The organism is Faecalimonas umbilicata (assembly GCF_042846195.1).
In the GTDB taxonomy this organism is placed as follows: Bacteria; Bacillota; Clostridia; order Lachnospirales; family Lachnospiraceae; genus Faecalimonas; species Faecalimonas umbilicata.
Genome location: NZ_AP031411.1, coordinates 1,077,229 through 1,089,916, shown reverse-complemented (window position 1 = coordinate 1,089,916; position 12,688 = coordinate 1,077,229). Strand labels below are relative to the sequence as shown.

General features: G+C 40.2%; 13 protein-coding genes. 1 reads left to right on the top strand and 12 read right to left on the bottom strand.

What is annotated here, in order from left to right; translation table 11 throughout:
• Positions 1-70: 70 nt before the first annotated feature.
• Genes ACGG81_RS05185 through ACGG81_RS05175 form a run of 3 tightly spaced genes read right to left on the bottom strand, consistent with a single transcriptional unit; the run spans position 71 to position 4,040 of the window.
• The gene (locus ACGG81_RS05185) at positions 71-1,591 is read right to left on the bottom strand and encodes a response regulator (protein WP_009262732.1); all 1,521 of its coding nucleotides are present in this window, start codon (positions 1,589-1,591) and stop codon (positions 71-73) included.
• On the bottom strand, positions 1,563-3,515 hold the full coding sequence (locus ACGG81_RS05180) for a sensor histidine kinase (protein ID WP_117576295.1): 1,953 nt from the start codon (positions 3,513-3,515) through the stop codon (positions 1,563-1,565). The genes ACGG81_RS05185 and ACGG81_RS05180 overlap by 29 nt, the downstream gene beginning before the upstream one ends.
• A 12-nt stretch (positions 3,516-3,527) precedes the next feature.
• Positions 3,528-4,040: a flavodoxin gene (locus tag ACGG81_RS05175; RefSeq protein ID WP_009262734.1), complete on the bottom strand. Its 513-nt coding sequence runs from the start codon at positions 4,038-4,040 to the stop codon at positions 3,528-3,530.
• Between the two features lie 198 nt (positions 4,041-4,238).
• Here ACGG81_RS05175 and ACGG81_RS05170 point away from each other — a divergent pair, with 198 nt between their 5' ends.
• Complete coding sequence (locus tag ACGG81_RS05170) at positions 4,239-4,961, top strand: GntR family transcriptional regulator (RefSeq protein WP_009262735.1); 723 nt, start codon at positions 4,239-4,241, stop codon at positions 4,959-4,961.
• A 106-nt stretch (positions 4,962-5,067) separates the two neighbouring features.
• Here ACGG81_RS05170 and ACGG81_RS05165 read toward each other — a convergent pair whose 3' ends face one another.
• The 9 genes from ACGG81_RS05165 to ACGG81_RS05125 form a co-directional block, all read right to left on the bottom strand.
• The gene (locus ACGG81_RS05165) at positions 5,068-5,415 is read right to left on the bottom strand and encodes a hypothetical protein (protein WP_270458454.1); all 348 of its coding nucleotides are present in this window, start codon (positions 5,413-5,415) and stop codon (positions 5,068-5,070) included.
• 52 nt (positions 5,416-5,467) lie between these two features.
• A complete protein-coding gene (locus tag ACGG81_RS05160) occupies positions 5,468-6,196 on the bottom strand; it encodes a hypothetical protein (RefSeq protein ID WP_390109954.1) in 729 nt (242 codons plus the stop codon).
• Positions 6,197-6,347: 151 nt separating this feature from the next.
• Positions 6,348-6,785 carry an arsenate reductase ArsC gene (locus ACGG81_RS05155; RefSeq protein WP_390109953.1) on the bottom strand — a complete coding sequence of 146 codons (438 nt, stop codon included), beginning with the start codon at positions 6,783-6,785 and terminating at the stop codon, positions 6,348-6,350.
• Positions 6,786-6,800: 15 nt separating this feature from the next.
• Positions 6,801-7,814: a permease gene (locus tag ACGG81_RS05150; RefSeq protein WP_270602006.1), complete on the bottom strand. Its 1,014-nt coding sequence runs from the start codon at positions 7,812-7,814 to the stop codon at positions 6,801-6,803.
• Positions 7,815-7,917: 103 nt separating this feature from the next.
• Complete coding sequence (locus tag ACGG81_RS05145) at positions 7,918-8,148, bottom strand: thioredoxin family protein (RefSeq protein WP_008976156.1); 231 nt, start codon at positions 8,146-8,148, stop codon at positions 7,918-7,920.
• A gap of 12 nt (positions 8,149-8,160) precedes the next feature.
• A complete protein-coding gene (locus ACGG81_RS05140) occupies positions 8,161-9,099 on the bottom strand; it encodes a CobW family GTP-binding protein (RefSeq protein ID WP_390109948.1) in 939 nt (312 codons plus the stop codon).
• Positions 9,100-9,160: 61 nt separating this feature from the next.
• Positions 9,161-9,484 (bottom strand): ArsR/SmtB family transcription factor, encoded by a 324-nt coding sequence (locus ACGG81_RS05135; RefSeq protein WP_008976158.1) that lies wholly within the window; start codon positions 9,482-9,484, stop codon positions 9,161-9,163.
• A gap of 196 nt (positions 9,485-9,680) precedes the next feature.
• Positions 9,681-11,732, bottom strand: a complete 2,052-nt coding sequence (gene ppk1 / locus ACGG81_RS05130) for a polyphosphate kinase 1 (RefSeq protein WP_390109945.1) — start codon at positions 11,730-11,732, stop codon at positions 9,681-9,683.
• Between the two features lie 23 nt (positions 11,733-11,755).
• Positions 11,756-12,667, bottom strand: a complete 912-nt coding sequence (locus tag ACGG81_RS05125) for a hypothetical protein (RefSeq protein ID WP_390109943.1) — start codon at positions 12,665-12,667, stop codon at positions 11,756-11,758.
• Positions 12,668-12,688 lie beyond the last annotated feature (21 nt).

Below are 12,688 nucleotides of genomic sequence, written 5' to 3'. Positions count from 1 at the left end.
ACCACCGTTTGGCAGGACGTTTTTTCTTTGGAAAAACCCACACACTTTTTTCTCTTCAACTATGCTGTTTCTAGCGTTCTCTGCACTCTCTTGGTGTCATCCCGGTAAAGTGCTTAAATGCTTTGCTAAAAGACCTCGGATTGTCATATCCGACCATCCCGCATATCTCAATGATCTTATATTCCGAATCTCTCAACAATTCCTGCGCCTTCTGCATGCGCACCTCCGTCAAATATTCCACAAAATTTTCTCCAGTTTTTTCTTTGAACAGACGGCTCAGATAGTTTGGGTGCATATAAAACTGCTCTGCGAGCATATTCAGGCTGATATTTTCATTGTAATGCTGTCGGATAAAGCTCTGCATTTCAGAGATGACTCCGCCTCCTACATTTTGATGATCTGCCTGTCCGATGCATTCCATGATCCATTCCAGATAAGATTCCATATAGCGAAGCACCTCCTGTCCCTCTGCACAGAGCAGCAACTGTTTTAGCGCCTCATTTAAGCGATCATGCAGACTGGACTCCTCCATCCCGATTTCCTTTAAATATCCATTGACTTCTATGACGATCCGGATACATATGGTCTGCAGTTTCAGCACATCCATCTGCTTTTCCTTCTCGAGCTCTTTTAACATCTTCTCCATCCATTTTGCCGCATCTCTACGCTCTTCCGGTGTATGTAACTTCTGTAAAAAGGCTGTGATCAGTTTTGGCACCTCCACCGCCTCCTCCGCGTAGAGCGTCTCAATATTTTTATAGAAGATAATATTTTTCTTCGTGTCTGCCAGAAGGTATCTCATTGCGCTCTCTGTCTCTTTCCAGGCCTCTGAAAGTCCGTAAATTCCTTTCTTTTCCTTGCTGACCGCAAGCGCCCAGTGCTTTTCTTCACTGCATACCTGCTCTGACACTGACACAAAATAATTCAGCTGCTCTTTTGTTTGAAACGGAATCACTGCAAAAAGCGATCGGTTCCCACTATCTAGTACAATGGTCTCCGGGATCACCGCCAGAATCCGATCCTTCATCAATTTTTTCTGTACTTGAACCTCATCGGTATCTGCTGTCCTCTCTGTCATAAAAATGGATACCCCATACCAGTTTTCCAATTCTGGAAGTCCATATTTCTCTATATCAGCACTGGCATATCCTCTCGCAATTGACAACAGCAAACCTTCCATCTGTCTTGTATGATCAAGCCTTTCTTCCACTAGTTTATTGAGCTTTGTCCGCATCCTATCAAGGAACTGTTCGACTTCCCGCAGATTCACCGGTTTCGTCAGATACTCCACTGCGCCATAACGCATTGCTTCCTTTGCATAATCAAAATCACTGTATCCGCTTAAGATTACACACTGTGTATCAAACTTCTGTTCTCTGATTTCTCTTAACAGATCAATCCCCGACTTCTCCGGCATCCGGATATCCGTAAACACTACATCAATATGCATTTTTCTGAGGATCAAAAGCGCTTCGTCTACGCTTGTAGCAATTGCCGCCACTTCAAATCCATGTTCCTTCCACTTCACAAACTGTGCCATTCCGCGGCACACAATCTCTTCATCATCTACAATCAGAACCTGATAGATCATCTTCCTTCTCCTCTCCGGACAGATTTTTCATATTTTCAGAATATTTTCGGATCGGAAGGATGATTTCTACCTCTGTTCCCTCTCCCTGTCTGCTTTCCATCTGGATTCCATACTCTTCTCCATAGAACAGACGGATCCTCTGATTGACATTTGCCATTCCGATATTTTTACCAGACTGAATCTCCTCATCAATCTGTTTCTGCAATTGTTTCTGTTCTTCTTCTGTCATTCCTTTTCCGTTATCTTTCACTACAATTTTTAATTTTTCTTCCCAATTTGTCACAAGGATTTCAATCTGACATCCTTTTGCTGCATCATTAAATCCATGGACCACTGCATTTTCCATGATCGGCTGAAGCATAAACTGTGGAATATAACAATCTCTTACATCCGGTTTTATGCTGACACTTAATTCGATCTTATCCTGATGACGGAAATTGATCACTTCCAGATATACTTTCGCATGTTCCAATCCTTCTGACAGCGGGATTGTATTTCCGCCTGTGCGCATTCCCATCCGGCAGAGTTTGCTAAACTGCTCAATCATCCTCGTCACTCTGCTCTCTCCGTTTGCCTCATACATCGCCTCCCAACGAATAATGTCAAGTGTATTGTACAAAAAATGGGGATTGATCTGCATCAGCATCGCATCTAACTGCGCATTTTTCCAGCTAAGCTGAAGCTTCTGCCGTCGGATCTCAGACAGGTATACCTGTTCGATCAACTGGTTTGTCCTGTCTGCCATATCATTAAACCGTTCTCCCAGCACAGTGATCTCATCATTTCCACTGATTGGATAACGCACCGTCCACTTTCCCTTTCCCGCTTTATCCATCACCTTGATCAATTGACGGATGGGATCAGAAATACTGCATGTGACATAATAAGAAACGGCAAAGCATGCAAGTACCACACAGATCAACACAAAAATACAGACATTTCTCGTCTGATAAGTCCCCTCCAGGAGTCTGTCCATATTTCCCAGATACACAACAGACATATCTGTCCCCGGTATGTTTTCATAGGCAAACAGGACATCTCTTTCCTCGATTCTTTTTCTCACGGAATCTTTCTGTTTCTCTTTCATATCATCAAAAATCGTCTTATCCTTCGGAAAAGACGGCGCATAGATACTTGGGGCAAACCCCTGAACCACGCTGTCCTTTCCGGTAAGAAACATGTTGCCTTCCGGACCTCCCTCATATCCATCTGCTGCCGCTTCAAAAGCTTCTATATTGATATTAATAAAAAGAACCCCTAGAAATTCTCTCGTATATGGATTATAAACAGCAACCCCCAGTGTCACTATACTTCCAAATCCATACACACTCTGCTCGTTTTCATAAAACGTCTCACTTTGTCCTGCATCCTCAAACCAAACCGGATATCCATGTTTTTCCTGCGGCTCCTGATAATATGTCTTATTATAAAACTCTGTCAGATTCCTTATCGTTCCTCCCCTGCGATATCCATTTTCCTCCATCATATGATACTGTCTCCCGGGTGTCACAAACTGTACATTTTTGATATGTTTTCTCTGACGGCTCATAGTATACAGCTTCTCCTCGATCAGCGCAATGTTGTCTTCTTTTCCCTTCTCACCGTTCTGATCCGCCTCGGCATTTTCCACAGCAGCCTGCAAGACTCTTGCATCATCATAAAACTGAAGCGCAACATCTTCATATTCCCGCATAATATCTTCCATCTTCAAACAGATGTTTTGCACCTGCATCGCCGCATTCTGCTTCAGATTCCAGATAATCTCTTTTGAATACTTGTCAAAACTAAAAAAAGTGATAAATGCCGCTGCCCCAAGCAACAATCCGAGAAAAGAAAGATTCAGTCGCTTAAAAATACTTTCCTTTCTCAAAATTCTTTTAATAAATTCATTCCATTTCAAGCAGATGTGCTTCCACTGTTTCATGGCATATCCTCTCTATTGATCCGCCCACCGGATAATCTGCTCCCGCTCCTCTTTGACAGAAGAACCGTGGATCGGAAGTCCTTCTTTGATCTCTGCCCCGGCTGCAAGCCGTTTGATATCTTCCTCACTTCTTCCCATCTTGCTTCCTTCATTTGTGCAGAATGGATAAATCGTCTTTCCTGTAAAATCATTGTTCTCCAAAAAAGTCCAGACTGGCATCGGCATTGTTCCGCACCAGTTTGGGTAGCCAATATATATTGTATCATAGGCAGAAATGGATTTTTCTTCCTTAAGCTTCGGTCTTGCATCCTCAGACAATTCCTTTTTGGAAACTTCTACACATGCTCTATACGCAAAAGGATATCCTGTCTCTGATTCAATTTCAAACAACTCTGCATGCTTATGTGCTGCGATCATCTCCGCTGCGATTTCAGTATTTCCCTTGTCCAGATTGACAATGCTCCCGTTAGAATAATTCTCTCCTTTATGTGAAAAATATGCAACCAGTATTTTTTGTTCTCTCATCTTTCTGCTTCCTCTCCTATTGTTGTATAAAAAATTATTTTCTTTTATCTATTTTACTACAAAACAGCAGGTGCGAGTCAATAGAGAAAGTAAAATTTATGAAATTTTCGTGAATCCATCACTAACATCTTGTTTCTTTTTCATAAATTGTTATAATGAAAGAATAGTCTTTACTTTTCGAAAAAGGAGGAGTTCTCTATGAAAACAACTACAACCTGGGAAACGATTGTTGATACTTTGATTCAGGAACTTGAACATGACGGATATAAAAAAGGAGAAAAAATGCCAAGCGAAAGCAAGATGGCGGTCCGCTTTGATACAACCCGCACAGAAGTCCGGAAAGCATATCTTCACTTAGAAGAAAAAGGCTACATCCACTCTCTGCAAGGCTACGGAAGCTTTTTCTCTGGAAAGAAAGAAAAGATCCGCCTGCTCTTAAATGACAGTCAGAGTTTTCTTGAAAAGATGGATTCCATCGGAATCCACTACCGCACAGAAAATGTCGGTTTTGAGCTGATCAAGGACAATCTGATTGTCTCTGAGATGTTTCAGCTTTCTGAAAAAGAAATGGATTTTCATGATATTTATAAACTGACTCTTCTTCGCTTCGTCGACGATGAACCGGTCGCAATCCGCGTCAGCTATCTTCCAGATTATGCATTTCCAGATCTGGCACAGCGCGGACTTTCCATCACATCCCTTCGCGATTACATGCACGAGTGTGGTTACAATGATTTTACCGACGAGAATTATGAATTTTCTGTCTCTGCTCTTGATAAAAAGGAGCGTGCCCTCTTTGATATCAAAGGCTTTGCTTCCTGCCTTGTCATGAGTTCTAAATGCGTAGATCAGTCAACCGGACGCATACTGGAGATTGCGAGGACTATCTACCGAAGCGATAAATTTGTATTTACTCTATAAAAATCTTTTCGCCACTATACATATTTTTCTATATACAAACAGTGCGTCTGCAAAATCAAACAAGATTTTACAGGCGCACTTAGCATTTTTTCACAATTTTTCATCTCTACGAAGCATGAAATCCTCCAAGAAGAATACTCTTTGAAAACATCTGTATAAAGAAAAACGAAAGAAACATCCCCAGTGAGACTCCATAGAAAATCCAGCTTCTTACCGATATTACTGTCTTTCTCTTCCAGCAGCGGTATTTATTCCATAAAATATCAATCACGAGCGACAGAAACCATATAACAAACATCGGTGTAAGTATATTTATTGTGAGAAACTCTGACACACTTCCATTATCTGCCATCGTAAATGCTGTCAATGCTGCTGTCACAAGTGGAAGAATCAGTAAGAATATTGCTTTGACTACTCTTTCTATCCTTTGTTTTTTCTTTCTCTCTTTTTCCATCCCAGACACTCCTTTCTGCACGATTCTATGATCACTCTTTCTTCTTATATTCTTACCAAGCTATGTGAGGAAACTCCATGCATTCTTTTGGAATCGCCAGCAATAGCACCACAAAGATTGCCAGTAATACAACACCATATATCCCCAGCCTTCTTCGTTCGTACCGAAACCGCTGTCCTTCCTCATATCCGGAATACCAGAATAGAATCACAGCCATCACTCCTGCTCCCTGAAAAATCACCATCAGATCTCCGAGGCACCTCAATGTAAATGCAATTATGACCACAGCCGCAATTCCTAGAAGAAGCAGAATTTTCTTTCTACGGGACATCTCTTTCTTTGGATGGTGTTTCATATACTTCTCTCTGATCCGACCTGAAAAAAATCCTAAGAAATATCCAATCCACAACAATACCCAAAAATAAAATGTGATACTTCTATGAAATGCATTTGCCATATCCACACTGAGAAACTTTGTCATATCTAAAAACAACGTCTCCAGAAATGAGGCACATGATAACCAAAATCCTGATAACATCCATCGTTTTGCCTCCATCATCCAAACCTCAAGCTGGTTGCATTTTCTCCGGTCTAATTTGTGTCTGCTTATTTGAATACACAAATACAAGAAATAGACTCCCGATACAAGAAGCGGTACTAAATACAGCAAACGGATACTATACACCGTCCATGCCAGCAATCTGTCTGTAAAAAACATTCCAATTCCGACAAGTAACAGCCAGATCCACCTCTCCCTTTCTTCTTTTTCCTGATTTTGCATCGTATCCTTCCTCTCTTTTCTACTACAAATATCATTCTAGATTTTTCATCTGCTATTTCCTTTTATCATAGCAGAAAAAAAAGGAAAATTCATTCTTTTTCAAAATTTTTCCTACCGAATACATAAAAAATATCCTGTTTTATAAGCATATCTATGTCCAACTGTAAGAAGTATCCCCTCGCAATGTTTCTTTCAACTTTCGTACCTTCTCCTCGATGCTGTTTATCACTTTCAAAAATTCTTCATCCCCTTTTCCCGTCGGATCTTCCAATCCCCAGTCTTCTGTATACTGCCCCGGAACACACGGACATGTTACGTTACATCCCATAGTGATCACTACGTTCGGTTTTGGAATGTCTGACAACAGTTTATTGTACTGTGTCTCTTCCATATCAATCCCATATATCTGTTTCATAAGCCTGACTGCATCCGGATTGATCTGTTTTTTTAATTTTGTACCCGCAGAATATCTTTCAAATACGTCAGATGCCAGCAGTTTCCCAAGTGCTTCTGCCATCTGGCTCCGACAGGAATTGTGTACACATACAAATGCCACTTTTGGTTTTCTCTCATAGGTTTGCTTACTCATTCTCTTCTCCTTCTCTTATAAAAATACAGACTGAAACAAATTAAACAAGTATCCCACCATCACGATTCCAGTCGTACAGATTGTTGCAAATGCTGCCAGTAATTTTGGTTTGACTGCTTTTCGCAGCATGATCATAGACGGCAGACTTAACGTTGTCACAGCCATCATAAAACTTAAAATTGTTCCAAGCTGTGCTCCCTTTGAAAGAAGCGCTTCTGCTACCGGTATCGTTCCAAAAATATCTGCATACATCGGAACTCCCACCAGAACTGCCAAAATCACTCCAAACGGATTGTCATTTCCGAGAATTTTTTCAATCCATTGTTCCGGAATCCAGTTGTGGATCACAGCTCCGATCCCGACTCCGACCAAAATATATGGAAACACCTTCCGAAAGGTCGTTTCTACTTGTGTCTTTGCATACAGTAATCGATCCTTTTTTGTCAGTTTCGGCGCTTCTATCTCTATGCCAGATGCATTTCTAATAAATTCCTCTACATATTTTTCCATATGTAATTTTTCAATGATCGTTCCTCCGAGCACCGCCACCATGATTCCCAGCACTACATATACAACAGCTACCTTTCCTCCAAAGATGCTCATAAGAAGAACAAGACTCCCGAGATCGACCATCGGGGAAGAAATCAAGAAAGAAAATGTCACACCAAGAGGCAGCCCTGCGCTTGTGAATCCCATAAATAGCGGAATCGAAGAGCAGGAGCAAAACGGAGTGACAGTTCCTAAAAGTGCAGCGACCATATTTGCCCCGATTCCATGAAAACGCCCCAAAATTTTCTTGCTTCTTTCCGGTGGAAAATAACTTTGAATATAGGAAATGACAAAAATCAGCAGACACAGCAAGATCGCAATTTTGATCAGATCATACAGAAAGAATAAGATGCTTCCACCTGCCCTTGATGAAAGGTCAAGACCTGCCACCGCAAGTCCATTCCCAATCAGTTCCCTGAGCCACTGCATGCCAAGTACTTGATTTTGAATAAATTCCCATATTTCTTTCACAAATTCCATATATCCCCCTCCCATTCATACATTTAAATATATCGATATATTCTCAAAAAAATGTGTCACTTGCAGCACAAACGAAGTTTCTGCTGCATTGACCACCTCTATTTTATTTTAAAAATCGTATAATTTCATCTTTTTTAGCCATCCGCCCAGACACAACTAACTTCCCGTCAATCATGAGCGAAGGCGCCGACATGACTCCGAGCTTTACAATTTCCAATAGATCTTCCACTTTTTCTACTTCTGCGTCACATCCGGTCTCCGCTACGGCTTCCCGCACATGTTCATACAATTTATCACAAGTTTCACATCCTGCACCAATCACTTTAATCTTCATGCGCTTTCTCCTTTAATTTCTCAACTTCATTTCAGTTCCTACGTGTTCCTGCCATGCTGAAAGGATCTTCTTGATAATCATCGGTCCTATTTTGGAAATAAACACTAACTGTGACTTTTCAAATGCCTCCGATTCTTTATAATCTATCAGTGTTCCTACTACATCCACCTGCGTCCACCCGGTTTCCGTCAAATTGCAAAATCCTTTCACGCGATGGACATCTGGTGCGATCACAGTTAAAAATTCATTCAGCTTTTGCCAATCAATTTGCCCGTCATACTCCATAAATATAGATTTTGGTTTTGTTTCTACGGAATTCGTCGTCTCTTCACCTTCTGCCCACTCATAGATCAGCAGATCTTTCTTTAAAAAAGAATCATCTATCTGCCCATTAGCACTTGTCTTCATTTCGCAGACCGGATTGATTTCTCTGATTTTCTCCTCGACCTTCTCAATCTGTTTTTCACCGACAAGATCCGTCTTTGTGATCACTGCCAGGTGACAGTGTTTTAACTGGCGAAAAGCAGTCTCTTCCTCTTTGACCTGTTCTAGAAAATTTACCGCATCCACAAAACAGATGACTCCTCTGAAATCATATTCTTTTCCAGATACAATCTTAGCTGCCTCCAAAATCTCCTGCACATTCGAAGGATCCCCCCATCCGGAACTCTCCACGAACAAATACTCAAAATCCTGTGCCGCCATCTCAGCCAACGCCTGCACAAAATTCAGCTTCAGGCAGGAACAGAAGATCGATCCTCGGTTTATCTCCACCATCTGAATCTCGTCATTTCGTAAAATGGTTCCGTCGATTCCCAGCTTCCCAAATTCATTCTGGATAATCCCAATCCGATGTCCTTTCAATATCTCCAAAAGCTTTAACAGCACTGTTGTTTTCCCTGATCCTAAAAATCCTGTCAAAACATATAATTTCGTGTCTGTTCTATACATAATCTCCCTCCTTGTATGATACAAAATCTTTTTCGCTTGTGATCCGGCTTTCTGCCTCCTGTCATCTGTCCTTTTCGCAGTCACAATCCACGATGTTTGAAAACCCATCGGGGATCATCAGTTTCCCGACTGTTTTGTATATCTCGTTCATCTTCTCTCTGTTTAAAGAATAATGTGTCCACTTTCCTTCTTTTCTCGGAACGACCAGCTCCATATCTGTCAGGAGCTTCATATCATGCGATAATGTTGGTTGTGTGATTTGAAATTCCTCTAGAATCTTACACGCACAAAGCTCACCGTTGGACAGCATATTGATGATCTTCAGACGTTTCGGATCCGAAAATACTTTGAAAATCTTTGCATATTCTATGTAATCTATTCCCATGCACTCCCTCCTCTCATCACGCATTGATTATTTTCTATGTTTACAGAATACATCTTATATAGAAATTTGTCAATATGTCATTATTAAAATGCATGCTTTTAAATAAAAACAGGATAAAAGCTTGCACAACTATGCGCCGTCTTTTATCCTATTTCCATATATATTCTTTGATATTAATAAAATTTACTTTAATATTTTATTGCTGCAAATAAGACTGTTCAAAAAGCAACTCTTGTGCATTGACCTCTGTACCGTCTATTGGCAATTTCTCATACAATCCATTTGGCTTCATCTTCCTTGCCTTTTTATTATCCGACAGCATCGTAATAAACATCTCTTCTATCCGGACCTTTAACTCTTCTGACTCTATCGGTATTGCAACTTCCACACGTTTCACCGTATTTCTAGTCATAAAATCTGCCGATGCAATATATATTTTTCTTCTTTCCTCTATGCCAAATATATATATTCTAGAATGTTCCAGATAACGTCCAACAATGCTTCTTATCTCGATATTTTCTGTGTATCCCGGAATCCCCGCTGCCAGACAGCAAATCCCACGAACAACCATATCAATTTTTACTCCTGCCTGAGATGCTTCGATTAACTTATCAATAATCTTTTTATCTGTCAAAGAATTCATTTTCAATCCAATATATGCCTTCTCATTTTGTCTGGCATGAGCAATTTCTTCGTCTATCATTTCCAGCACTCGATTTTGAAGACATTTCGGTGCCACAAGAAGTTTTTCTGACTGTTCTACGACTTCTCCCATCACCAACGCCCGAAATACTTGTCTTGCATTTTCACCAATCTGCGGATTCGCTGTCATAACCATCAAATCCGTATAAAGTTCTGCTGTTTTCTCATTATAGTTTCCTGTTCCAACCTGCGTCAGATACTGAATTTCATCATGATGCTTTCGTGTCACCAGACACAATTTCGAGTGTACTTTATACCCAGGTAATCCATAAATCACATTACACCCTGCATATTCCAGTCTTCTCGACCACTCTATATTATTTTCTTCATCAAAGCGCGCACGAAGTTCTACCAATACGGTCACTTCTTTTCCATTTTCTGCTGCTTCCACCAATGTTTCTACAATTTTTGAATTTTTGGCGACCCTGTACAATGTGATTTTAATCGATAATACTTCCGGATCATTTGCTGCTTCTCTTAAAAATTCGATATATGGCCGGATACTTTCAAATGGAAACGATAACATTCTGTCTTTCTCCACGATCTGCTCTATGATGCTTTTTTTCATATCGAACATTGCGCTTGGCTGCGGCACGCGTTTCTGAAAAAACAATTCTTCCTTTTTGCGAAGCGCATCCTGAATTTGAAATACATATTTAAAATCCAATGGCGAAGCGCTGTAAAATACCCTTTTCTTTTGCAAGCCGAGATTTTCACATAATGTATCTACAACTTTTTCATCTACATTTCGTGTCATACTCATCGTCAGTGGACTTAGTTTTTTCCTTCTACTGATCAATTCTGACATAATATCACGATAATCTAAATCATCGTCATACAAATCCGCCGCATCAATATCTGCACTTCTTGTAATTTTCAAAAGTGTTTTTGACTTCACAATATAATGTGGATATACTTTTTCTACGAAATGCAAAATCAATTCTTCTGTAAGCATGTAGGTTCCTTCTCGAAACGGACTCTTAATCAAGCGTGGAAACACATTGTTGCTGCAAGGAATAATCCCTACCTTATCCTTTTTATTCTTTTTTCCAAGCAGTACAGCCACATAAATATCATTATTTTTCAGGAACGGAAAAGGTGCGTTCTTTGATATTAACATCGGTGAAATCAATGGAGCTATTTCTGAATCAAAATATCGTTCTAAATAATCGGATTCTTTTTTCGACAACATATTGAAATCTACAATGCTAATATTTTCTGCTTTCAGTTCATTCCTCAGAAGTGTATATGTATAATCTTTTCTTTGGAGTAGTTTTTTCATATCATCCAATACAGCTTTTAACTGTTCTTCCGCTGTCATATTTGTTTTATTATCTTTCAAGGTCGGCTGCAATGCCATCTGATCTGCCAGACTTCCAACGCGTACTCTTATAAATTCATCCAGATTGCTCTGAAATATCGATAAAAATGTCAGGCGCTCACATAATGGCACAGACTTATCCTCTGCCTCCTCCAATACTCTTTCATTGAACTTCAGCCATGATAACTCTCTATTTACATATGGTAGACTTACATTCTTCCTCATCACTTTTTCTCCTATTCTTTTCCTTATTTTTTCTTTTGTGGTGCAATGATCCTCTTGCATAAATATCCTTCTCTTACACCGTAATTGCTGACTACAATTTCATCGGCAGCAAACAAACGGAAGATATGCTGCAGAATCATAATCCCTGGAATGATCGTGTGAATACGATTCGGCTCCAGCTTTAAAATAAGATCGATCGCTCTCCTGTCCGCTTGATACAGCTGAGAACATAACTGATCCAACTGCTTTCTGGAAACCGTATGACATTCTGGTGGAAGATCATATAATTTCTTTGCGATCCGCAAAACTGCCCTTGCAGTTCCACCAACACAAACTAGCGGGGAACACTTTTTATAGGTAAACATCTTTTGCTTTCCAATTTCAGCAGATATCGATTTTTTTAATCTTTTCAGCGACCCCTCCCCAGGCACGATATGTTTCACACACTCTTTATACAGGCTCAGGGAACCAACAGGAAAACTTGCAGCATCCAGTACCTCTCCGTTTTCAAAGGGAACAACTTCTGTGCTTGCTCCACCAATATCGATAAATGCACCTCTTGATAACTTTACATCCTGCATGGCCCCTGTATACCCAAAAAATGCTTCTTCTTTTCCACTGATCACTTCCACATCGTATCCTGTCCTCGCTTTAATTGCCGATACAGCCTCCGCAGTATTTTGAATGTTCCGAAGAGATGCTGTCGCAAATACTGCAACATGATTGATATTTAATGATTCTAGAATTTCTCTAAATTCTAAAAGGCCGGTATATGCACATTCAATTCCTTCCGGAGATATTTTTTTATTTTCTACATACCCTGCCAATCCTGCCATAATTTTTTCCTTGAAAAGAATACGGAACACTGTTCCGTCAACCTCATAGACAGTAACCCTCATGGAATTCGAGCCAATATCCATAATCGCCTGTTTCATCTATATTTCTCCTTCTATATA